Here is a 23088-nt window from a genome sequence, read left to right as displayed (position 1 = left end):
ATAGCACCAGTGCATGAAAAAGCCCCGGCTGCTGGCGCAGACCGGGGCTTGGCGCAGGGCCGATAAACCGCTAAGGGCTTACTTGGGCATCACCACCTTGAGCTTGGCGTTGGGAATCTCGCCAAACATCTCGGGCGCATACAGCGCTTCGGCACGCGTGGGCGGCAGGGCGAATTCACCGGCGTTGTTCAGGCGCACCGTGTATTCGACCTTGGTCGTCCCTGCGGGCAGGTACTGGTAGTAGGCGCGGTAGGACTCGAAGCTGCGCTCTTCGTAGGCCAGCCAGCCGGCGCCTTCCTGCTTCTCGCCCTTGGACGCGATCTCCGAATCACGGCCCAGGCCGCCACCCAGAATCGTCGCCCCCGTGGGGATGGGGTCAGTGATGGCCACCCAGGTCATATCGGTCTTGGCCTGCACCTCCAGCGTCACGCGCAGCACATCGCCGCGCGTGTACTGGCCGCCACCAAACAGACCCTTGTCCGCCTGCTCCACCGGCGTGACGGTCTTCTTGATGGTGTAGCCGGCGCTGAACGGCGCCTTCAGCTGCACGGCCGCCACGGACTGCACGGTCAGCCAGGGCTTGCCCGTGCCTTGCTGCGTCACGCTGAGCTGTCCCTTGCCGGCCTTGGCCCAGGGCATGAACATAGTGTTGTTCATCAGACCGCCGGCGCGCACGGGTTCACCGAAAACGCTGTTGGCATGGGCCGTGCCCTGCGCATCCTCGGACGTGGCACGCCTGACATCGGCCCAGTTCACCTTGGCTTCGTTGCCGTTCATGCTGGCCACGGTGCTGCCGGCCACGGGCTCGGACTCGAACTTCTGCGAGAAGCGGCGCAGCGCCAGAGCGCCCCAGAGGTTGGCCGTGGTCGTGTTCCAGGCACCGGCCTGCTGGCGCGCGATAAAGCCACTGACCAGACGCGGCATGTCCTCGGTCCAGGCCGGATCGTTGATGGTCGCCAGAATCAGGCGCGCCAGATTCACGTCAGGGCCCTGCATCAGCCACCACCAGCCATCGTCCTGCTCGGTCGAGAAGCCGGCACGCGTGCCGTTGAAGGTCAGGCGGGCACGCAGGATCTGCATGGCCTGGGCCAGGCGCTCATCGCGCTGCGGCGCATCGCTCATGCGTTGCAGCAGCATCACCCAGTCGATGACCGTGTGCGTGGGCCACTGGTTGGGCGTGGCATTGATGCTGTCCAGCATGCGCGGCGTGGCCTTGCCCGACAGTGCCAGCGCGCTGATGGCGGCCAGCTTGCGCATTTCCAGATCCTTGCGCGGGCTCCAGAAGTTGCGCTGGATGCGGCCTTCCACGAACGCGATCAGGCCGTCCTCCATGCGCGCGCGCTCTGCGGCCGGGACCACGAAGCGCTTGTCAACGCCCTGTGCCATGGCCGACATATTGAGCAGATGCGCGGTCAGCGTGTCGCTGCCGCGGCTGGCAGAGCCATCCTGCGGCGGGAAGTAGTTCGCCAGGCCGTCACCGTCCAGATAGTTGGGCAGCTGGGCCATGGTGCTTCCCCACAGCTCGGCGTTGTTCATGCCAACGGCCTTGCTGGTGGTCTGCTCCAGGCAGGAGTAGGGGTAGCGGGCCCACCAGTCGCGCACGCCGGGCAGACCTTCGGTCAGCTTGGGCACCAGCGACATCTGCAGGCCGCCACGACCGGGCAGCGCGTCGGCGGGCGGATTCACGGGCACGCTGTAGTTGCCGTTGACCTGCACCAGCGTGGCCTGCTGCACCGACAGCGGCACGGCGGGCACGATGCGCTGGCTGATCTTGAGCGCATCCTGCGCCACGTCGGCGCCACCAGCGGTATCGCGCGCGGAAATCTCCCAGATCAGCGCTTCGGCACGCGTGCCGGAGAGCTGGGCCGGAGCCTTCACATCCCAGGCCACTTCACGCGCCTCGCCAGCGGGGATTTCCACGGTCTGGGCCTTGAGCTCCAGCATGGTGGCGCGCGGCGTGACCTCCACCTTCATGGCCTTGGCCGAGGTGTTGCGCAGCGTGACCTGGGCGCGGAACTGATCGTCCTCGCGCACCAGGGGAGGCAGGCCGCTGATGATCTGCAGATCCTGCGTGGTGCGGATCGCCGCCTGGCCGGTACCGAACAGGCTCACGCCCGCATCGGCCACGGCCACCACCTGGAAGGTGGTCAGGGCATCGTTGAGCGGCACCTCGATCAGGGCCATGCCGTTGCCGTCCAGCACCACATCGTGCTTCCACAGCAGCAGGGTGTCCAGCAGTTCGCGTGTGGGGCTGCGGCCACCGCCGCCGCCCGCAGGCACGGCCTTCTTGCCATAGTGGCGCCGACCGATCACCTCCATCTGGGCGGTTGCCGTCTGCACGCCCCATTCGCGGCGCGTCAGCATGGCATCGAGCAGATTCCAGCTGCTGTTGGGCATCAGCTCCAGCAAGGCCTGGTCCACGGCCGCCAGCGCCACATGGGCACCTGCAGCAGGCTTGCCATCGGGCAGCGTGGCCTTGATGGTGACCTTGGCCGTGCCACGCACCTTGTAGCTGGACTTGTCCGAGGACACCTTGACGTCCAGCGTATTGCTCTTCAGGCCCACGCGAATTTCGGACATGCCGAAACGGAAGGCGGGCTTGGAGAGGTCCACCATGGAAGTCGGGGCGATGAATTCCTTGCCGTCATTCCAGAAGGCACGCCACCATTCCAGCGGCGACTTGAAGCCCCAGGTGAAGAAGCTGTACCAGGGCACTTCCATCAGGCGGCCACGCAGCGCCAGCACGCTGACATAGGCGTTGGGACCCCAGTTGTCTTCGACCTTGACGTCCACCGTGGGGTTCTCGCCCGTCAGCTCCACCACCTGGGTGCTGACGATGCCTTCGCGCTCCACGGCCACCAGCGCCGTGGCGCGGCGGAAGGGCATGCGCACCTGGAAGCGCGCGGTCTCGCCGGGCTCGTAGCTCTTGCGCTCGGACAGCACATCCATGCGGTCATGGTCTTCGCCACCGAACCAGAGCTCGCCCTGGCCCGTGACCCACACCGAGGTCGCGGCCTGGCTGCTGCGGCCGTCCTTGTCGGCAGCCTTGACGATCAGTTCCACCTCTCCGGGCTGGGACAGCTGGGCCTCGCATTGCACCAAGCCATGGCTGTCGCTGGTGCCCGAGCAGACGGTGCCCAGATTCTTGAGCGTGGTCTGGTTGTCGTAGCTGTAGAAGCCGCCCACCAGTCGCTTGCGGCTGGAGGTGGTGATGCGCGCCACGGCCTCGACCTTGACGGGCACGCCGGCCTGGGCCTTGCCTGCCGTATCCAGCGTCAGCGCCTGAAAGCGCAGCTTGCGATCCACCGAAATCCAGTTCTCGGAGCGCACGCCCGCCACCACCGCGGCAGGCCAGATGGTGCGCGTGCTGCGCAGGGTCTGCACCTCGCCATTCGGATCGGCGTAGGTCGCTTCCATCAGCAGCTCGCGCGGCTCGCCGGACTTGGGCAGCTTGTCGATAGCAACCTTGCCCAGACCATTCTTGTCCAGCGTCACGGGCAGTTTGTCGGCCACGACCTTGGTGTCGTCAGCCGCGGTGCTTTCCTCGTCATCACTGCTGCCCACGTCCTGGGCACTGCGCGGCGGGTTGAAGCTGAAGCCATCCCAGCCCGCGAAATCCAGCGATTTGGAGCGCAGCAGAGCCGACACCTTGACCGGCAGATTGGCGGCAGCGCCGCCCGAGACATAGTTGATCTGCACTTCGGCAGGCACGCTGCTGACAGCGTAGAGCTGCTCCTTGCCGGCCGGGCCCACACGCCCCTCCATCACGGGAAGGCGGAACTCTTCGACACGGAAGATGCCAGTGCTGAAGCTGGAGCGGCGGCCGCTGCCATTGGTATAGCCCAGCTCCACCGCATATTCGCCCAGCTTGGCGGCCTTGGAGATGGGAAACTCGCTGCTCGCGCTGCCATTGGCATTCCAGCTCAGGGCCTGGGTAAAGCGCTGGCCACTGCCCAGATGGGTGATAGTCAGGCGGTCAGGCTTGTCCTGGGTCTGCTCAAAGCCCGTGGAGTTCTTGCCGGGGCCCGTCAGGGCACGCAGAAAATGCTTCATGGACACGGTTTCGCCGGCACGGAACAGCATGCGGTCAAACACCGTATGCGCGACTTCGTCGCGCTTGTTGCTGGAGCTGGTCGGCACATTGAAACGCCAGGACTCTATGCCCTTGTTCCAGTTGCTCCAGACAAAGGCCAGCTCCTCGCCAGCCTCGGTCTTGGCCCGAGCACTCACGAAATAGGAGCTGCTGCGGTAGTAGCCTTCTTCGTTGCTGCAGGAAGGCGGATTGGGATTGAGGCCGTTAAAGGTCACCAAACCCTGGGCATCACTGACGGCCGAAGCAATCGCCTGACCGTTGCAGTCCGAGACCTGCACCGTGGCGCCCGGCACCACCTTGCCCTTGTCCAGCGTCGTCACCCAGGCCACGGAGTTCTCTCGCCCAAGCTTGAAGTGCACGGCCAGATTGGTCACCAGCACCGAGGTGCGCACATACATGGTGCGGCCCGCTCCATAGCCTTCGTCGAGCAGAGACTGGCCCAGCATGGGCGAGGCGATCTCCACTACCTGGAAGCCCGGGTTCAGCGGAATGCCGACGACCTCGAAGGGGCGCGGGTCGCTCTTGGCCGCCTTGGGCAGCTCCAGCGTCTGGGTCTGGCTCTGGCCGTCCAGCAGCGACAGCATGCGGGTCTGCACCCAATGCTTGTCGTCGTTGATGACAGGAGGCAAGACCTTTACATCACGCGCAGCGCGCTTGCGCTCCACGCTGTAGCTGTCATAGCGCTCGACCTTTTTGAGCCAGGCGATGATGTCGGCGTCCGAGCCGCCCTTCTTGGTGCGCACCACGCTGGCGTCCAGCGACTTGCCCAGAAGCTGCGGCTCCACATTGCGCAGCGTCACGGGCAGCAGCGCCGGGCCCTTGGGGCCTTCGGCAAAGCGCTCGACGATGCCGAAGGGTGCGGCGGCAAACTTCACCAGCGGCGGCATATTGCCCGTGGCCGTGGCCAGCGGGAACATATTGGCATTGCTCAGCGTGCGACCCGCGGCATCCTTGAACTGCGGCGGCAGCTCCACCACATACTTGGAGTTCGGCTGCATGGTGGCGGGGAAGGTCACGCTGTCCACCAGCGAATCCTCGGCCAGCTTGTCGCCGTTCTGCTCGATGATGGGTGCCACGGCCGAGGCACCACTCTTGAGGCGTATGCCTTCGATCAGCTTGCGCGGCACCGGCGCGCTGAAGGACAGACGCATGGGGCGAATCGGCAGGCAGGCGGCGTTGGCGTTCTCGCGCTCGCAGCTGAAGTCGGCGCTGAAGGGCTGCCGTACCTGGTACTCATAGCGCTGCTCGTCCTTGCTGACCAGGCCATTGGCCATGGCCACGCCCTTGCCATAGACCAGGGTCATCTTGCTGCCCGAGGTCAGACGGCGGTTACAGGCCAGCACCGCGAAGTTCTGCGGGTTCTTGGCAGCATCCTTGTCCCAATGACGCTGCTGGAGCACGGCCTCGCGGTCCTTGCCCTCGATCAGTTGCACGGGAATGCGCTCGCCCACTCCTTCGGAGGTACACCAGACGCGCTGCTTGAGGCTGTCCACGGATGCCGCACCCGTCAGGCGCAGGGCAAAGTACTGCTGCTCGTCCACCTCTTCATAGGTGTCGGGCGCAATGCTGGCCACCTGCGGACCGCCTGTCTGAAATTGATAGCTGGCCGCGCCCGTCAGGGCCCCACCCGAAACGCTCTTGAACTGCGGGTTGATCTGGGCCGTGCAGCGCACGCCTGCGGGCAGGTTCTGGGCAAAGTCGAAGACCCATTCCTTTTCGCTGTTCCAGCGCCCCGTGCCCTTGGCGGCCTGGGCATTGCTGCACTGCAGGTTGACCGGCGCAGCGGCCTTGGGGTCGCCAAAGCGCACGGCAGCTGCATCGAACTGCACCACCACCTGACCCACCTTGCTCACATCGCCCTGCGGGCTGAACTGGCGCACCCCCACGGCATGGGCCGCCGTGGCCGCCAGGCCCCATAACAGACCTGCATTCAGCAATTTGCGCCAGTGCGGCACAGTCTGCTCCCTCTTCCTTCCCTCTGCATAAGGCACAGTCATACAGTCACTTTCTTTTCGGGCAGGCATGTCGCCGGCCCTGGCTGTTTGAATCTGAAGTCTGGAATCAGCGACGCAGCAGTGCTGGGGCGGCAGAATGCAAAAAGCCCTGCCTCACAAGTGAAGCAGGGCCTTGAGCAGGTGCCGCACGCGCGAAACTACTGCGGCTGGAAACCGCTGCGCTGAATGATACCGGCCCAAACCTTGGAATAGGCGGCCTCACGCTCCCCCAACTGGCGGGGATTCATGTATCCAACTGTAAGTCCCAGCGCCGTCAACTGCGCGTAGACATCACGCTGCTTGAGCACATTGCCCACGGCTGCAGAAAAGCGCTCGACAAAGGCCTGGGGCACGCCCTTGGGTGCAAAAATGCCGTAGTAAGGCATGTCCTCGAAGCCCTTGATGCCCTGCTCCAGCAAGGTCGGCACTTCGGGCATGGAGACCTGGCGCTTGGCGCCCAACACGCCGATCACGCGCAACTTGCCAGCCTTCTGGTTCTCCATGAAGTCCGGCACCGAGGCAATGCCGGCAGGAATCTGATTGCCCAGCATATCGGCCAGCAAGGGGGCACTGCCGCGATACGGTGCTGCCACCAGATCAAGCTTGTAGTGGTCGGCCAGGATCTTGACCAGAAATTCGGGCGTCGATGCCGGAGCCGGAATGCCGATGGTGCCGTTCTTGGCACTGCCCCTGGCCCAGGCCGCGTACTCGGCCAGATTCCTCACCGGCGTGTTGCTGGACACAGCCAGCGCATTCACAAAAGTGGCGACCCCGGCCACGGGAATGAAGTCTTGCTGCGGATCGAAGCCCGGCTTTTTCACGACCTTGGGCAGGATGGAGATGGTGTGGTCGTGCGTGAGAAACAGCGTATGACCATCGGCAGGCGAGGCCTTGAGCAGTTGCGCTGCAATCTGGCCGCCGGCCCCGGGACGATTCTCCACCAGCACCGTCACGCCGCCCAGTTCGTCCTTGAGCTTGTCGGCCAGCAGGCGCGCAATCGCATCCGAGCCACCGCCGGGTGGAAAGCCCACCAGAATGCGGATGGGCTGGCCCGACGAGGCCCAGGCCAGCGGGCCCAGGGCCGATGCTGCCGCCGCTCCCGCACCGGCCTTCAGCCATTGACGACGAGTTTGCGTCATGTGTTTTCTCCTTATGCTTTTTCCAGACTAACCAAAACAAAAGCGCCCGGCAAAGGGCGCTTTCAGGGCGTGAACGTTACGCCACAGTGCCGGGGCTCATCAGGCCAGACGAGCCTGGTGCTTGGCCAGTTGCGCACGCACCTGCGCCGGAGCCGTACCGCCCAGCGTGTTGCGGGCATTGAGCGAGCCTTCCAGGCTCAGGGCTTCGAACACATCGGCCTCGATATTGGGGTTGAAGGCCTGCAGCTCGGCCAGCGGCAGCTCGGTCAGGTCCACGCCCTTCATGGTGGCCAGCTTCACGGCGTGAGCCACGGTTTCGTGGGCGTCACGGAAGGGCAGACCCTTCTTGACCAGATAGTCGGCTAGGTCGGTGGCCGTGGCATAGCCCTTCAGGGCAGCAGCGCGCATGTTCTCGGCATTCACGGTGATGCCGCCTTCCTTGACGCCGCTGGCGGGGTTGAGCTGGCCGCCGATCATCTCGGCGAAGATGCGCAGCGTGTCCTTCAGGGTGTCCACCGTGTCGAACAACGGCTCCTTGTCTTCCTGGTTGTCCTTGTTGTAGGCCAGTGGCTGGCCCTTCATCAGCGTGATCAGGCCCATCAGATGACCGACCACACGGCCGGTCTTGCCGCGTGCCAGCTCGGGCACGTCGGGGTTCTTCTTCTGGGGCATGATGGACGAGCCGGTGGTGAAGCGGTCGGCGATCTTGATGAAACCGAAGTTCTGGCTCATCCAGATGATCAGCTCTTCCGACAGGCGGCTCACGTGCACCATGCACAGCGAGGCCGCAGCGGTGAACTCGATGGCGAAGTCGCGGTCGGACACGCCGTCCAGCGAGTTCTGGCTCACGCCTTCCATGCCCAGGGTCTTGGCCACGCGCTCGCGGTCCAGCGGGTAGGTGGTGCCGGCCAGGGCGGCAGAGCCCAGGGGCAGCACGTTGACGCGCTTGCGCACGTCCAGCATGCGCTCGGCGTCGCGCTTGAACATTTCCACATAGGCCAGCATATGGTGGCCGAAGCTCACGGGCTGGGCCACTTGCAGATGGGTGAAACCGGGCAGGATCACGTCCACATTCTTGGCAGCCACGTCGACCAGCGAACGTTGCAGCTCCTTGAGCAGGCCTTCGATCAGGTCGATCTCGCTGCGCAGCCACAGGCGCACGTCGGTGGCCACCTGGTCATTGCGGCTGCGGCCGGTGTGCAGGCGCTTGCCGGCATCGCCGACCAGCTGGGTCAGGCGTGCCTCGATGTTCAGGTGCACGTCCTCCAGATCCAGCTTCCACTCGAAAGTGCCGGCCTCGATCTCGGCCGTGATCTGCGCCATGCCCTTCTGGATGGAGGCGAAATCTTCGGCTGCAATGATCTTCTGGGCCGACAGCATTTCGGCGTGCGCCAGAGAGCCCTGGATGTCGGCCTGCCACATGCGCTTGTCAAAGAACACGCTGGAGGTGTAGCGCTTGACCAGGTCGCTCATGGGTTCGGAGAACAGGGCAGACCAGGCTTCGGCCTTGGAATCGAGCTGGTTGTGCGAAGGAGCAGATGTAGACATGTGAGGGCAACAATCCCGTAAAACCACAGGCCGCCCAATGCAGAAGTTTGGCGTGACGGCTGTGCAAAGCAGAAACAGGGATTTTATCGGCCTGACCCGACACCGGCGCCAGAGCACCCCAGAGCCATTGCCGGCCACTGCGACAAAGCACTGTTCATGCCCCGAAAACTCACTAATCAATAGCACCATGTACTTGATGGGAAAGGCCTGCAAGCCTTATTTCCCCAAACCGGAAAATCCGGCTGCAGCCGCCCGGTTTCTGGCTTGCGCGGACAATCACATCGTCCCCGTTCACTTCCCTCCCAGGCCGCTGCCCAAGCGGCTGACGCGCCTCCCGGCATGCATTCCCGCTCTTCCCTGATTTCCGGCCTCGGTTTTGCGCTGGCCGCCTGCGCGCTCTGGGGCGCGATTTTTCTCGTGCCGGCCATGCTGCCGGAGTTCTCGCCGCTGCAGATCACCTTTGGCCGCTTCGTGCTCTATGGCGTGGTGGCCTTATGCGTTTTTCTGCCTCGGGCCACCAGGCTGCTGCCCAGGCTGCAAGCGGCCGATATCCGGCATCTGGTCTGGCTGGCCCTGACGGGCAATGTGGTGTACTTTGCCCTGGTTGCCACGGCCGTGCAATGGATAGGCATGGCCGTGACCTCGCTGATCGTGGGCCTAGTTCCCGTCACCGTGCCGCTGCTGGGCCGCAACACCCATGGCGCGCTTCCGCTGCGCCGCATGCTGGCGCCCATGGCGCTGATTCTGGCCGGCATCGTGCTCGTCAACGCCCATGCGCTGACCACAGGGCCCGAAGGCAGCCAGGGGCGCTATCTGCTAGGCGTGCTGATGGCCGTACTGGCCATGCTCTGCTGGAGCCGCTACGCGCTGGACAACACCCGCTATCTGGCGCAGAGCCGCTTCAACGGCACGGAGTGGTCCACGCTCTGGGGTCTGGTCGTAGGGCTGATCAGCGCCTTGCTCTGGGCACTGCTCTGGCTGGTATCGCCGGAGGCCAGCGGCGCCAACAACCCCGACATTCCAGCCCAGCGCTGGCAGCTGTTCTGGCTGTTGAATCTGGCCGTGGCCATTCTCTCGTCCTGGCTGGGCAACTGGATGTGGAATGCCGCCAGCCAGCGCCTGCCCATCACCTTCGTGGGCCAGCTGCTGGTGTTCGAGACCCTGTTTGCCCTGGCCTACCACTTCCTCTACGAGCAGCGCCTGCCCCAGCTCGCCGAGCTGGCGCCCATGCTGCTGATTCTCGCAGGCCTGGTCTGGTCGCTCAGACGCTTTCGGGCCGCAGGCCGGGGTGCTGCCTCGGTTTGAGTCAGCACAAACGCTGATGCATCAAACCGACAGATGCCGCGCGAATTGCCGCTGCAGAGCAGCTGCTGGCCAATAATCGCAGGACTTGCGCCAGTTCGGACCGGGCATGCTGTCCTGTGGGCAGGATTGCCCTTGGTGCATTTTCAGTTCGCCCCAGTCTGCATCCCAAACACCGTCCTGCGCCCGACCGCCCGTGCCCATTTCACCGCTCATCGCCGCCACACCCTCCTCGGCCCGCACGGTCCTGGTGTTCGACGCCTGCAATGCCGGTGTGGTCCTGCGCGCCGTGCTGTTTGTACAAGTGGTGGTGAGCACGGCCGCCATCTATGGCGCGGACTCGCTCTGGGAGTGGTTTTCCAGCGCCGCCCTGCTCACCGGGGCTTGCCTGCCCGGCACCCTGGTCTGGCTGATAGCGGCCTGCAGCCTCAAGCACCAGTTGCAGCGCCTGAGCACGCGCGGCCAGTATCTGGCCGGCGTGCTGCTGGGTGCCCTCGCAGGCCTTTACGCCTGCGGCATGCTGTTCTTCATAGGCATAGCCAAAGCCCCCTGGCTGGCCAGTGCCGTCACGGGAGGCCTGCTAGCCGCGCTGCTGGTGACGGCACTGGTGCTGCGCGCGCGCGGCAACACGCCGGCGCAGACCCAGGCCCGTCTCACCGAGCTGCAGTCACGCATCAGACCGCATTTTCTGTTCAACACCCTTAACAGCGCGATTGCGCTGGTGCGTGCCGAACCCGCCAAGGCCGAGGCCTTGCTCGAGGACCTCAGCGACCTGTTTCGCTATGCGCTGGCCGAACCCCATCTGACCACCACGCTGGCGCAGGAGATAGAGCTGGCCCAGCGCTATCTGTCCATAGAGCAGGTTCGCTTTGGCGAGCGGCTGCAGATGCAGTGGCAGCTCGATGAAAGCGTGCACGGAGCGCTGCTGCCGCCGCTGCTGCTGCAGCCGCTGGTGGAGAACGCCATCCGTCACGGCGTGGAGCCCAATGCGCGCGGCGGCAAGCTGCAGGTCCGCACCGAAAGACGCGGCAACGAGGCGCTGATCCAGATCATCAACACCTTGCCGCCGGCCAGCGCCGAGCATCAAAGCACGGGCCATGGCATGGCCCTGGACAATGTCAAGGCCAGGCTGTCGCTGCTGCACGACCTGCAAGGCAGCTTCAGCGCCAAGGTACGCGACGGGCTGTATGTGGTGCGCCTGAGCGTGCCTTTGCTGCAGACCGACCCAAAACCGGGACAATCCCGCCATGCACATTCTGATCGTTGATGACGAAGCCCTGGCCCGCACCAGGCTGCGCACTCTGCTCGGCGACTGCGCACATGGCCCGCACCATATCCAGGAAGCCGCCGATGGCGAACAAGCCCTGCAGATGCTGCAGGCCGCACAGCCGGCCTCGGTGCAACTGGTGCTGCTGGACATTCACATGCCGGGCCACAACGGGCTGCAACTGGCAGCGGCTCTGGCCGAACTGCCCAACCCGCCCGCCATCGTCTTCGTGACAGCGCATTCCAGCCATGCGCTACAGGCTTTCGAGCTCGATGCAGTGGACTATCTGACCAAGCCCGTACGCCTGGAGCGCCTGCAGCAATCGCTGCAAAAGGCCGAGCGCGCACTGAGCATGCGCAGCGTCGTCGACAACGGTCCCGTGCTGCTGATCCAGGAGCGCGGCGGCACGCTGCGGCTGCCGCTGTCCGAGGTGCGCTTTCTCAAGGCCGAGCAGAAATACATCACCGTGCGCACCGTGCAGCGCAACTACATCCTCGACGGAGCGCTGGCCGATCTCGAAACCCGCCATGGCGAGCACCTGCTGCGCATACACCGCAACGCCCTGGTGCTGCGTGCGGCCCTGCGCGGCCTCGAGAAATATGACGACCCGCAGGAAGGCGAAGGCTGGGGCCTGCGCCTGCAGGGCGTGAGCGAGCTGCTGCCGGTCTCGCGCCGCCAGCTGGCGGCGGTCAAGACCGAGCTCAAAGATATAGGACTTACGCAAACAAGAGTGCTGCAACAGCCTGCCTCCTGATTCAGTCGTCTAGCCTGAACCCGCTTTGCGTAAGTCGTGAGACATTTCCTGAATGAAAAAACCGGCTTCCAGCCGGTTTTTTCTGTGCCGCACGCGCCATCAATGCTCATGCTTGTGCGCCGCTTCATGGGCAGCCGCGGGCGCTGGGGCGGGGGCGGGCTCGTGCGAATGCCCGACCTCGGCGCCATGATCGTGCTCATGCTCGTGTCCATGGTTGTGCGCCGCACCGCTCATCACCGTCACGATGACGATGCCCAGCAGCAGCCAGAAAACCTGAGCTGCGGTTTCCTTGGCGCTCAGGCGCTTTTGCAGCTGGGGAATCAGGTCGGCCAGCGCCACATAGATGAAGCTGCTCGACGCAACGACCAGGAAATACGGCAGCAGCTCGTGCAGCTGACCGATCAGGAAATAGCCGGCCACCCCGCCCAGCGTGGTCACGGCTCCCGCCATGGACACCTTGATCAGCGCCACGCGGCGATTGCTGCTGGACTGGCGCAGCACCACGATATCGCCCATGTGGTGAGGCACCTCGTGCGCCAGCACCGACAGGGCGGCAATCAGGCCCAGACGGATATCGGCCACGAAAGCCGATGCAATCAGCACGCCATCGCCAAAACAATGCACGCTGTCGCCCGTCAGAATGGCCCAGCCGCCCTTGCCATGGCTGTGACCATGCGCGTGCTCGCCATGGTCATGGTGGGCGTGACCATGCTGATGGTCGTGGCCATGACCGTGAGCATGGTGCACGGCCACAGGCTGGTGGGCATCGCCATGCGAATGCTCATGGCCATGGTGCCAGAGCTCGGCCTTGGACAGCAAAAAGAAAAACACCAACCCGATCAGCAGCACCACGAACAGATCATGGGAACTGCCGTGGCTCTCGAACGCTTCGGGCAGCAAATGCATGAAGGCCGTGGCGAGCAAGGCTCCCGCAGCCAGGCTCAGCAGACGCTGGGGCATCAGCCCTGGCGTGCGCCCCCCTCCCAGACTCATCAACAACGCGGCCACCCAGACACTGCCGATACCAGCAGCCAGGGTGGCCAGAATAATTGCTACCAATGTCATAGCTTTATATGGCTTAACCGCAACCTTTTACAGGCGAATCTTGAGGATTTTCGCAGAATGCGCCGCCCAACGCGGCCCGCTTGCGACTATCCCCATACCGTCAGCCCCGGATGCGCATGACGTGCATGGCATGCCGGGACTTCTTTCACCTTAGCAAAGCTGTCAAGCCCCCCGGGCCGAAAATTTCAGCGTATGAGGCATCAGGCCACGCCATGCTGGTTGAACCAGGTCAGCATGCGCGTCCAGCCGTCCTGTGCGGCCTGCTCGCGGTAGCTGGGGCGGTAGTCGGCATGGAAGGCATGGGGCGCCTCGGGGAAGATCACGAATTCCGAGGCCCTGGCCGCCGCAGAGCCGGTCTTGAGCGCGGCCTTCATGGCCTCGACCGACTCCAGCGGAATGCCCGTGTCCTTGCCGCCGTACAGGCCCAGCACAGGTGCCTTGAGCTGCCCCACCAGATCCAGCGGATAGCTGGGCTGCAAATCGTTCTTGTTGCCCTGCAGACGCCCGTACCAGGCCACGCCGGCCTTGAGCGGGGCATGTGCGGCATACAGCCAGGTGATGCGCCCGCCCCAGCAAAAGCCGGTGATGGCCAGCTTCTTGGTGTCGCCGCCCTGGGTGCCTGCCCATTGCACGGCAGCGTCCAGATCGCCCATGGCCTGGGCATCGGGCACCTTGGCGATCACCTCGCTCATGAGCTTGGCCATCTCAGCATAGGCCATGGGATCGCCCTGGCGCACGAACAGGTCGGGCGCTATCGCCAGATAGCCGGCACGAGCTAGGCGGCGGCAGGTATCGGCAATGTATTCGTGCACGCCGAAGATTTCCGAGATCACCAGCACCACGGGCAGATTCTGCTTGCCCGCAGGCATGGCCCGGTAGGCCGGCAGCTTGAAGCCTTTGACATCGATGCTGACCTCACCCGCCGTCAGGCCATCGACCGGGGTCTTGATGGCCGTCTGTGCCATGACCGGGCCAGCGGCGCAGGCATAGCCCACGCCCAGGCCGGCCCCCAGGGCCGCACGCAAAGCCGTGCGGCGGCTGGGCAGGGCATCGGCGCGGCCGCCAAGCAACCCCTGCATATCCTGAGCGATGTCTTCGTACTTCATGGATCCTCCTTGGTTGATGGAATCACAAGCCAGTCCGGCCCGCGCAGCAAGCCGGGCTGGCCATGCAGTCTAAGGCCAGTGCGTTGCAGCCACCTCAGGCCAGCCAGCGCAGCAGCGCCGCAGCCACGGCCCCCAGAATCACCACCAGCAGGAACGGTGCCCGCAGCCACAGGGCCAGCGCCGCCACCAGCAAGGCGCCCAGGCGCGCATCAAGACCGATGCGCGTGCCGCTGGCCAGGGTGTTCATCACCGTCAGCGAAGCCAGCAGCGCCACCGTCAGACAGGCAGCGACCTGGGCCATGCGCGGGCTGCGCATCCAGCGCTCGGGCAGGCTGTAGCCCAGCAGCTTGGTCACAAAGGCCAGCGCACAGGCCAGCAAAATCCAGTGCCACAGGGACAGCGTCATTGCTCGGCCTCCGAAGGGCGCACCCAGCCCCAGAAGGCACCCAGGGCCGCGGCCAGCAGAATCGGCACGCCTGCGGGCACCCAGGGTATGGCCAGGGCCGTGACCAGCCCGCAACCCAACGCCAGCGCCACCGGCTCGCGCGCATTCAGGCGCGGCCAGAGCAGGCCGAGAAAGGCCGCCACGGCCGCCCCGTCGAGACCGAAACGGCGCGTGTCGCCCAACGCATTGCCCATCAGCGCGCCCAGCAAGGTGAACAGATTCCAGAGCACAAACACGCCCGCCCCTGCGACCCAGAAGCCGCGCCGCTGCTCGGTCAGCTCTTCCTGCCCCGATGCCGTGGCCGCGGATTCGTCGATCGTCCAATGCGCCGCCAGCCAGCGCTGCAGCCCTGTGACGCCCAGCAGGCGGCTCATCTGCATGCCGTAGATGGCATTGCGCACGCCCAGCAGCGAGGCCGCGCTCACGGCCGCCATGCCGCTGCCGCCGCCCGCAACCACGCCGATGAAGGCGAACTGCGAACCGCCCGTGAACATCAGCGCACTCAGCGCCATGGTCTGCCAGAGGCTGAGGCCCGCCGCCACGGACAGCGCGCCGAAGGAGATGCCGTACAGCCCCGTCGCCACCGAAATCGACAGCCCCATGCGCACGGCGGGCGTCATTGCAAAGCCTTTGAACAAGATATTTCCCGCAACAACCTAAAACAATTCAGGAGCTTATAGCGCCTGCAAACAAAGCACTTCAGGTCAAAAACAACCTGAAGTGCTTTTTCAAAGAGCGCAAGCAGCTCTCTTTTTTAAGGAGCCACCATAGGCGCGCCTTTGGGTGAAAAGCTCAATGCGCCTTTTCCCAGCTGCTGCCAAAGCCGATCTCGGCCAGCAGCGGCACGGACAGGTCGGCCACGCCGGCCATGATGGAAGGGATCTCGGCCTGCACCCAGTCCCTGGCGGACTCGGGCAGTTCGAACACCAGTTCGTCATGCACCTGCATGATGACCAGCACCTCGGGCTTTTCGGCATCCAGCCTGGCCTGCACGGCCACCATGGCCTTCTTGATCAGATCGGCCGCCGTGCCCTGCATGGGGGCGTTGATGGCGGCGCGCTCGGCCGCTTTCTTGCGCGGGCCGTTGCCGCCGTTGATCTCGGGCAACACCAGGCGGCGACCAAAGACGGTCTCCACATAGCCCTGGGCGTGGGCCAGCTCCACGGTCTGGTCCATATAGCGCTTCACGCCGGGATAGCGCTGGAAGTACTTGTCGATATAGGCAGCCGCCGCCTTGGTTTCAATGCCCAGGTTCTTGGCCAGGCCGAAGCTGCTCATGCCGTAGATCAGGCCGAAATTGATCACCTTGGCATAGCGGCGCTGCTCGCTGCTGACCTCGTCCACACTCACGCCGAAGACTTCGGCCGCCGTCGCACGGTGCACGTCCAGGCCGTTCTTGAAGGCGCTCAGCAGGGCCTCGTCGCCCGACAGATGAGCCATGATGCGCAGCTCGATCTGCGAATAGTCGGCGCTGGCAATCAGCTTGCCCTCGGGTGCCACAAAGGCTTCGCGCACGCGGCGGCCTTCGGGCGTGCGCACGGGAATGTTCTGCAGATTGGGGTCATTGCTGGACAGGCGCCCCGTCACCGCCACGGCCTGGGCGTAGTGGGTGTGCACGCGGCCATCGCTGGGCAAGGCCATCTGCGCCAGCTTGTCGGTGTAGGTGCCCTTGAGCTTGGACAGCGAGCGGTGTTCGAGCAGCTTGGCGGGCAGCGGATAGTCCTCGGCCAGCTTCTCCAGCACTTCCTCGTCCGTGCTGCGCGCGCCGGTGGCGGTCTTCTTCACGACGGGCATGCCCAGCTTGTCGAAGAAGATCTCGCCCAGCTGCTTGGGCGAGGACAGATTGAAGGGCTGGCCCGCAATCTCGTAAGCCTCTTCCTCGAGCTTCAGTATGCGTGCGCCCAGATCGTTGCTCTGGCGTGCCAGCTCGCCCGCATCGATGCTCACGCCATTGCGCTCTATGCGCAGCAGCGCTTCGCTGGTCTGCATTTCCAGCTCGTAGATATGCAGCAGCCCGGCATGGGCCTGGATGCGCGGCCACAAGGTGTGATGCACATCCAGCGTCTGGTCGGAATCCTCGCAGCTGTACGCCGCAGCCTTGTCCACGGGCACCTGGGCAAACGGAATCTGGCTCTTGCCCTTGCCGCACAGGTCCTCGTAGCTGATGCCGCTGCGATTCACATGGCGCAGCGCCAGGCTGGTCAGACTGTGCGGGCGGTCGGCTTCGAGCACATAGGACTGTAGCATGGTGTCGTGCGCATAGCCGCGCACGGTGATGCCGTGGTTGGCAAACACATGCTGGTCATATTTGACATGCTGGCCCAGCTTCTTCCTGGACGCATCTTCCAGCCAGGGCTTGAGCCTGGCCAGCACCATGTCCATATCCAGCTGCTCGGGCACGTCCATGCCTTCGTGGCGCAGCGGAATATAGGCGGCCTCGCCCACGGCCACGCTGAAGGAGATACCGACGATACGGGCCACCATCTCGTCCAGCGAATCGGTCTCGGTATCCAGCGCCGTCAGCTCGGCGGCGCTGATCTTGGCCAGCCATTCGTCGAACTGGGCCTCGCTCAGAATCGTGGTGTAGAGCACATCGCGCTGCTGGGCCGCCACGGCGACTTCGGTAGTCGCCGCGTCATCTGCATCGAACAGGCCGCCCTGAGCACTATCGACCTTGGCAGCCTTGCTGGGCTTGGCCGCCTTGGCTTCGGCCGCCGTGGCGCCCAGCGTGCGCACCAGCCCCTTGAAGCCGTATTTCTCGTAGAAGGGCGCAAGCGCTGCGCTATCGGGCTCGGCCAGCGTGACGGCATCAAGCTGCGGCAGGCCATCGATGTAGGCGGTCAGATCGCAATCGGTCTTCATGGTCACCAGCTGGCGGCTCAGCGCCAGCTGACCGCTGGCAATCGCATCGCGCAGATTCTGACCGGCAACGCCCTTGATATCTGCGGCATGGGCGATCAGATTGTCCAGCGAACCATGCTCCTCCAGCCACTTGGCGGCGGTCTTGGGCCCGACCTTGGTCACGCCGGGCACGTTGTCCACGGTGTCGCCCACCAGGGCCTGGTAGTCGATCATCAGCGCCGGCGGCACGCCGAATTCGGCCGTCACCCCGGCCACGTCGCGCTTCTTGCCATTCATGGTGTCGATGATGGTCACATGCTCGCCCACCAGCTGGCTCAAATCCTTGTCGCCGCTGGAGACGATCACGTTGATGCCCTGGGCCGCCGCAGTCTGCGCCAGCGTGGCGATCACGTCGTCGGCTTCCACGCCGGGCACGGCCACCACCTTCCAGCCCAGCATGGCCACCACCTCGTGGATGGGCTCGATCTGGCTGCGCAGGTCGTCGGGCATGGGCGAGCGCGTGGCCTTGTACTCGGTGTACATCTCGTCGCGGAAGGTAGGCCCCGAGGCATCGAACACGCAGACGGCGTAATCGGCCTGCACGTCCTTCCTCAGCGCCTGCATCATGTTCACCATGCCGCGGATGGCACCCGTGGCCGGGCTGGCCGGGTCGCCGGGAATCGCCCGCAGATCGGGCATGGCATGGTAGGCGCGGTAGAGGTAGCTGGAGCCGTCCACCAGCACCAGGGTCTTGGAATTGCTCATACCCCGGATTGTGCACGCGTGCCCGGCTCCTGCGGTCTGCAGCCCAAAGACAGGCTGCGCCTGGTGGGACAATTCGAAGTCGCCCTACAATCTATGCATCATGCGCGCTGCACCACTTTTCATCATCCTGAGCCTGGCTGCCGGATCCGTTCTGGCCCAGTCCCCCACCCCTGCTCCGGCCAATGCCGTGGTCGCTCCTGCGCCCCAGGGTCAGCAGGACAACGCGGCGCCGACCGGCAAGCACAACCAGCGGATCGAACATATCCGCGTGGAAGATGCTGGCAGCCGTGTGGATGAAACCCGTGTGGGCGGTCAGACCCAGAGCATCACCGTGCAACCCAAGGTAGGCTCCATGCCCGAGTACGAGGTGCAGTCCAACGACGGCGCCCGCGCAGCCCGCAACCGCGACAACAACAGCGGCGACACCACGGGCACCCGCGTCTGGAATTTCATCAAATTCTGAAGCGCTGCGCGCTTTTCCCCATTCATGACAGGGCAGTGCTTCACTGCCCTGTTGCATATAGACACCTTCTCCCCGCTAGTTCGGTCGGTCGCCCCAGACCGGCGTATTCACCATGGCTGTTTTCACCGAAGTTTCCGATAAAGATGCGCGCGAGCTGCTGCGCCGCATGTCCCTAGGCGCGTTCAAGGAATTGCGCGGCATTCAAGGCGGTATTGAAAACACCAACTATTTTCTGACGACCGACCAGGGAGAGTGGGTGCTGACACTGTTCGAGCGCCTGAGTGCCGAGCAGCTGCCTTTTTACCTGTACCTGATGAAGCATCTGGCACAAGCCGGGATTCCCGTGCCGGACCCGCAGGGCGAGACACGCAGCGGTGACATTCTGCTCAAGGTCTGCGGCAAGCCCGCATCCATCGTCAACCGCCTGGCCGGCAAGAGCCAGCTGACCCCGGCTGCCGTGCACTGCGCTGCCGTGGGCGAGATGCTGGCGCGCATGCACCTGGCCGGTCAGGACTACAACCGCCAGCAGCCCAATCTGCGCGGCCTGCCCTGGTGGAATGAAACCGTGCCCGTGGTCCTGCCCCATCTGGGCGAGGAAACCGCCGCCATGCTGCGCGCCGAGTTGGCCTATCAGAACCATGTCGCCGCCTCGGCCAGCTATGCAGCCCTGCCGCGCGGCCCCATCCATGCGGACTTGTTCCGCGACAACGTGATGTTCGACGGCGACCGGCTGACCGGCTTTTTCGACTTCTATTTCGCGGGCGTGGACACCTGGCTCTTCGATCTTGCGGTCTGCCTCAACGATTGGTGTATCGATCACGCAACAGGTGCACATGATGCCGAGCGCGCCAAAGCCATGCTTGCGGCCTACCAGGCCGTGCGTCCGCTGACCGGGCCCGAGCGCGAGTTGCTCAACGCCCAGTTGCGTGCCGGCGCCCTGCGTTTCTGGATCTCCCGCCTCTGGGACTTCCATCTGCCGCGTGAAGCCGCACTGCTGCAGCCTCACGACCCCACCCACTTCGAGCGTGTGCTGAGCCAGCGCATCGCACATCCGCTGACGCTGGACTGAGTACCAGGCAAGCTGATTGCTCCGGGGCTTTTGATGGCCCCGCTCAGCCGTCTCGGGTACAGTGCAAGAAGCGACTTTTGCACGCTCTCGCAAAAGTATTTCAGCCTCTTCCATGAAACTTCAAATCGTTCCACCCGGCACCGGTCTGCAATGGGTGCTGCAGGGCCTGCGCACCTTCAAAAGCCAGCCCCTGGCCCTGGCCGCCCTGTTCTTTCTGGGCATGGCCAGCATGTCTCTGATCTCGGCCCTGCCGCTGATCGGCCCCGTCATTGCACTGGCACTGCTGCCATGCATCTCGCTGACCATGATGGTCGCGGCATCCGAAGCCGCCCACGGCCGCAAGCCCACACCGGCGCTGCTGCTGGTGGCTTTCCGCTCCGGCAGCCAGCATCTGCACTCCATGCTGATGCTGGGCGGCCTCTATGCCGCAGGCTTTTTGCTCATCATCGGTGCCTCCAGCCTTGTGGACGGCGGCACGTTTGCCAGCGTCTACCTGGGTCAGACTCCCATGACCCGCGAACTGGCCGAAGAGCCCGAGTTCCAGTCCGCCATGTGGCTGAGCATGTTTCTCTACCTGCCGCTGTCGCTGGCCTTCTGGCATGCTCCGGCGCTCATCCACTGGCATGGCATCAGCCCCGTCAAATCGCTGTTCTTCAGCTTTGTCGGCTGCATTCGCAATATCGGTGCCTATCTGGTGTTCGGTGTCTGCTGGATCGGCGTGTTCATCGTCTCCGGTATGGCCCTGGCCATCGTGACCGGCATCCTGGCCATGCTCATCGGCAGCATTGCCGGTGGCCTGATGGTGGCAACGGCACTGATGCTGGCAGCCATCTTTTTTACCTCGATTGTGTTTACCTTCCGTGACAGCTTCAGCCCGCCCGATGACGACCAGACTCTGACCGACTCCTCGTCGGGCACAGCGCCGCCATCATCGGATTCCTAAGCTCGAGCACTGCCCAGCACCAGCCCCGACCCAGGTCGGGGCTTTTTTATGGGCTGAACACAGGCCCGCCCAGCAGATCATTCATCCCGGCGTCATCAAGCCGCCACGGCACTGTCATATTCGTTTCCTAGGATTCGCAGGACTGACCAAGGCATGCATCTCATGTCCTGGCATTCATCCAATTCAGCGCGGCCCCAAGTCTGCGCTTCACCCCACACTGCGAAACTCTCATGGCACAAAATCTGCTCAGCCGTCGTAAGGCCCTGCAACTCTTTTCCGGCGCTCCTCTGCTCCCACTGGGTTCGGTCGTGTCCGCATCCAGCCTGCTGGCCGCATGTGGTGGTGGAGACGATGACAACACAACGCCGACAACGCCTCCTGTCACCAAGAATTATGTTTCCGCCACCTTCACCAGCATGGCCGCGCCTACGCTGAGCACCCCTGACAAGATGGCGACCATGTATGCGGCGTCCCAGCTCAAGGTCGCTTTCGACGACAAGAGCGAACAGGTCTACGATCTGGGCTACCAGCCTTTCTTCGTGACCGGCGACATGGTCTCCAACGGCAAGGGCGACCAGGTGCTGGCCGGTGGCTACTACGACATCTACAACAACAAGATCATCGACAAGACGGTCGCAGGCAAAGAGCGCCACTTCTTCTCCGATTCGCCCGACGGCACCTCGCTGCTGACCGTGCCCAATGCCAAGGTGGATGGCGTCAAGGGCAAACCCGTCTTCGCCGTGGTGCAGTTCGAGTACACCACCTGGGCCCAGGACGGCAAAACCGACATGTACGGCAAGCTGCCCTCGCCCATCGCCGTGCTGACGCTGGACCAGGACCAGACCACCGGCAAGCTGAGCCTGGTCAAGTACCACAACGTGGACACCTCCAAGGTCCACGGTCTGTGGATCACCTGCGGTGCCAGCCTGTCGCCCTGGGGTACCCATCTGTCGTCGGAAGAGTACGAGCCCGATGCCTTCAGCATCGCCAGCAACACCATGTTCCAAGCTTACAGCGAGAACCTGTATGGCGACAAGAACAAGGCCAACCCCTACCACTACGGCCACATGCCCGAAGTGATCGTCAATGTCGACGGCACGGCCACCATCAAGAAGCACTTCTGCATGGGCCGCATCTCGCATGAGCTGGTGCAGGTCATGCCCGACCAGCGCACTGCGCTGATGGGTGACGACGCCACCAACAGCGGCTATTTCGTCTTCGTGGCCGACAAGGAAAAAGACCTGTCCTCGGGCACGCTGTATGCCGCCAAGGTCGGCGCGGGCTTCTCCATCGACCCTGCAGCCAAGAGCGCTGCACCCCTGACGTGGATCAAGCTGGGTTCTGCCACCAGCGCCGATATCGAGAACCTGGCCAACACGCTCCAGCCTGCGGACATCATGACCGTGCTCAAGGCCGACCCCAACGACTCCAGCTACACCAAGATCGTGACCAACGGCAAGACCGAGTGGATCAAGATCAACGCCGGCATGGACAAGGCCGCCGCCTTCCTCGAAACCCATCGCTATGCCGCCTTCAAGGGTGCCAGCCTGGGCTTCACCAAGATGGAAGGCACGACCGTCAACGCCAAGGACAAGATCGCCTACTCCGCCCTGCAGAACGTGCAGTCCTCCATGGTGGCCGGCAATGCCGCCAACGTGGCAGGCAACGGCGTCTCCGTGCCCAAGCAGCTGGTGGCAGGCGTGGTCATGGCGCTGAACCTCAAGGGTGGCCAGAAGGATACCGACGGCGCAGCCATCAGCAGCGAATGGATGCCCGTGGACACCGCCCCCCTGCTGGCTGGCGAAGATCTGCTGGACACCGACGGCAAGACCCTCAAGGGCGACGCCCTGGGCAACACCGCCAACCCCAACAAGATTGCCAACCCCGACAACCTCAAGTTCTCGGAAAAGATGCGCACCCTGTTCATCGGCGAGGACAGCAGCCAGCACGTCAACAACTTCATGTGGGCCTACAACGTGGACACCAAGCAGCTGTCGCGCGTGCTGTCCGTGCCCGCAGGTGGTGAATCCACGGGCCTGCATGCCGTGGACGAAATCAACGGCTGGACCTACATCATGAGCAACTTCCAGCACGCTGGCGACTGGGGTGGCATCCACGCCAACGTCAAGACCCAGCTGGATCCGCTGATCAAGGCCAACTACAAGGACAAGTTCGGCTCCGCCGTGGGCTACATCACGGCCTCGCCCGCCCAGATGAAGCTCAGCGCCAAATAAGCGCCAACGCCTCATAAAAAAAGCCGCCTTCTACAAGGCGGCTTTTTCCTGGGCAAAGGC

General features: G+C 64.1%; 15 protein-coding genes. 7 read left to right on the top strand and 8 right to left on the bottom strand.

All coding sequences use genetic code 11. From position 1 onward, the window contains the following. Nucleotides 1-78: 78 nt before the first annotated feature. From CTR2_RS04880 to argH, 3 genes are all read right to left on the bottom strand, one after another. Complete coding sequence (locus tag CTR2_RS04880; protein WP_087084857.1) at nucleotides 79-6090, bottom strand: alpha-2-macroglobulin family protein; 6012 nt, start codon at nucleotides 6088-6090, stop codon at nucleotides 79-81. 155 nt (nucleotides 6091-6245) lie between these two features. Then, entirely contained in the window at nucleotides 6246-7226 is a 981-nt protein-coding gene (locus tag CTR2_RS04875) for a Bug family tripartite tricarboxylate transporter substrate binding protein (RefSeq protein WP_087084858.1), read from the bottom strand. Between the two features lie 99 nt (nucleotides 7227-7325). Beyond that, the gene (argH, locus tag CTR2_RS04870; RefSeq protein ID WP_087084859.1) at nucleotides 7326-8774 is read right to left on the bottom strand and encodes an argininosuccinate lyase; all 1449 of its coding nucleotides are present in this window, start codon (nucleotides 8772-8774) and stop codon (nucleotides 7326-7328) included. A gap of 339 nt (nucleotides 8775-9113) precedes the next feature. Between argH and CTR2_RS04865 the strand changes: the two genes are divergently transcribed. From CTR2_RS04865 to CTR2_RS04855, 3 genes are all read left to right on the top strand, one after another. Continuing rightward, nucleotides 9114-10079 carry a DMT family transporter gene (locus tag CTR2_RS04865; RefSeq protein WP_087084860.1) on the top strand — a complete coding sequence of 322 codons (966 nt, stop codon included), beginning with the start codon at nucleotides 9114-9116 and terminating at the stop codon, nucleotides 10077-10079. Between the two features lie 193 nt (nucleotides 10080-10272). Beyond that, on the top strand, nucleotides 10273-11343 hold the full coding sequence (locus CTR2_RS04860) for a sensor histidine kinase (protein WP_087084861.1): 1071 nt from the start codon (nucleotides 10273-10275) through the stop codon (nucleotides 11341-11343). Further along, nucleotides 11324-12097, top strand: coding sequence for a LytR/AlgR family response regulator transcription factor (locus CTR2_RS04855; RefSeq protein WP_087084862.1), 774 nt, complete (start codon nucleotides 11324-11326; stop codon nucleotides 12095-12097). Before CTR2_RS04860 ends, CTR2_RS04855 begins: the two co-directional genes overlap by 20 nt. 99 nt (nucleotides 12098-12196) lie before the next feature. Here the strand turns inward: CTR2_RS04855 and CTR2_RS04850 are convergent, their stop codons facing one another. The 5 genes from CTR2_RS04850 to polA all read right to left on the bottom strand — a co-directional run bounded on the left by CTR2_RS04850 (nucleotide 12197) and on the right by polA (nucleotide 18319). After that, nucleotides 12197-13162: a ZIP family metal transporter gene (locus tag CTR2_RS04850; RefSeq protein ID WP_087084863.1), complete on the bottom strand. Its 966-nt coding sequence runs from the start codon at nucleotides 13160-13162 to the stop codon at nucleotides 12197-12199. A gap of 200 nt (nucleotides 13163-13362) precedes the next feature. Then, entirely contained in the window at nucleotides 13363-14268 is a 906-nt protein-coding gene (locus tag CTR2_RS04845; protein ID WP_087084864.1) for a dienelactone hydrolase family protein, read from the bottom strand. A gap of 94 nt (nucleotides 14269-14362) precedes the next feature. After that, nucleotides 14363-14674, bottom strand: a complete 312-nt coding sequence (locus CTR2_RS04840) for an AzlD domain-containing protein (protein WP_087084865.1) — start codon at nucleotides 14672-14674, stop codon at nucleotides 14363-14365. Further along, nucleotides 14671-15351 (bottom strand): AzlC family ABC transporter permease, encoded by a 681-nt coding sequence (locus tag CTR2_RS04835; protein WP_217896255.1) that lies wholly within the window; start codon nucleotides 15349-15351, stop codon nucleotides 14671-14673. Before CTR2_RS04835 ends, CTR2_RS04840 begins: the two co-directional genes overlap by 4 nt. A gap of 154 nt (nucleotides 15352-15505) precedes the next feature. Beyond that, nucleotides 15506-18319 carry a DNA polymerase I gene (gene polA, locus CTR2_RS04830; RefSeq protein WP_087084867.1) on the bottom strand — a complete coding sequence of 938 codons (2814 nt, stop codon included), beginning with the start codon at nucleotides 18317-18319 and terminating at the stop codon, nucleotides 15506-15508. 100 nt (nucleotides 18320-18419) lie between these two features. Between polA and CTR2_RS04825 the strand changes: the two genes are divergently transcribed. From CTR2_RS04825 to CTR2_RS04810, 4 genes are all read left to right on the top strand, one after another. Then, complete coding sequence (locus tag CTR2_RS04825) at nucleotides 18420-18782, top strand: hypothetical protein (protein ID WP_087084868.1); 363 nt, start codon at nucleotides 18420-18422, stop codon at nucleotides 18780-18782. A gap of 112 nt (nucleotides 18783-18894) precedes the next feature. Then, on the top strand, nucleotides 18895-19851 hold the full coding sequence (locus CTR2_RS04820; RefSeq protein ID WP_087084869.1) for a homoserine kinase: 957 nt from the start codon (nucleotides 18895-18897) through the stop codon (nucleotides 19849-19851). Between the two features lie 112 nt (nucleotides 19852-19963). Next, a complete protein-coding gene (locus tag CTR2_RS04815; protein WP_034408545.1) occupies nucleotides 19964-20794 on the top strand; it encodes a BPSS1780 family membrane protein in 831 nt (276 codons plus the stop codon). A gap of 230 nt (nucleotides 20795-21024) precedes the next feature. Continuing rightward, entirely contained in the window at nucleotides 21025-23028 is a 2004-nt protein-coding gene (locus tag CTR2_RS04810; RefSeq protein WP_087084870.1) for a PhoX family protein, read from the top strand. Nucleotides 23029-23088 lie beyond the last annotated feature (60 nt).

The sequence above is a fragment of the Comamonas thiooxydans genome, from assembly GCF_002157685.2.
Taxonomy (GTDB): Bacteria; Pseudomonadota; Gammaproteobacteria; order Burkholderiales; family Burkholderiaceae_C; genus Comamonas; species Comamonas testosteroni_H.
Note: the sequence above shows the minus strand (reverse complement) of the source record. Positions and strands in the feature narration are given on the sequence as shown.

Coding starts and splice junctions, on each gene's coding strand:
- CTR2_RS04850 (WP_087084863.1), bottom strand. CDS start 13,162: ATGACATTGGTAGCAATTATTCTGGCCACCCTGGCTGCTGGTATCGGC.
- CTR2_RS04855 (WP_087084862.1), top strand. CDS start 11,324: ATGCACATTCTGATCGTTGATGACGAAGCCCTGGCCCGCACCAGGCTG.
- CTR2_RS04810 (WP_087084870.1), top strand. CDS start 21,025: ATGGCACAAAATCTGCTCAGCCGTCGTAAGGCCCTGCAACTCTTTTCC.
- CTR2_RS04815 (WP_034408545.1), top strand. CDS start 19,964: ATGAAACTTCAAATCGTTCCACCCGGCACCGGTCTGCAATGGGTGCTG.
- CTR2_RS04865 (WP_087084860.1), top strand. CDS start 9,114: ATGCATTCCCGCTCTTCCCTGATTTCCGGCCTCGGTTTTGCGCTGGCC.
- argH (WP_087084859.1), bottom strand. CDS start 8,774: ATGTCTACATCTGCTCCTTCGCACAACCAGCTCGATTCCAAGGCCGAA.
- CTR2_RS04840 (WP_087084865.1), bottom strand. CDS start 14,674: ATGACGCTGTCCCTGTGGCACTGGATTTTGCTGGCCTGTGCGCTGGCC.
- CTR2_RS04875 (WP_087084858.1), bottom strand. CDS start 7,226: ATGACGCAAACTCGTCGTCAATGGCTGAAGGCCGGTGCGGGAGCGGCG.
- polA (WP_087084867.1), bottom strand. CDS start 18,319: ATGAGCAATTCCAAGACCCTGGTGCTGGTGGACGGCTCCAGCTACCTC.
- CTR2_RS04820 (WP_087084869.1), top strand. CDS start 18,895: ATGGCTGTTTTCACCGAAGTTTCCGATAAAGATGCGCGCGAGCTGCTG.
- CTR2_RS04880 (WP_087084857.1), bottom strand. CDS start 6,090: ATGACTGTGCCTTATGCAGAGGGAAGGAAGAGGGAGCAGACTGTGCCG.
- CTR2_RS04825 (WP_087084868.1), top strand. CDS start 18,420: ATGCGCGCTGCACCACTTTTCATCATCCTGAGCCTGGCTGCCGGATCC.
- CTR2_RS04845 (WP_087084864.1), bottom strand. CDS start 14,268: ATGAAGTACGAAGACATCGCTCAGGATATGCAGGGGTTGCTTGGCGGC.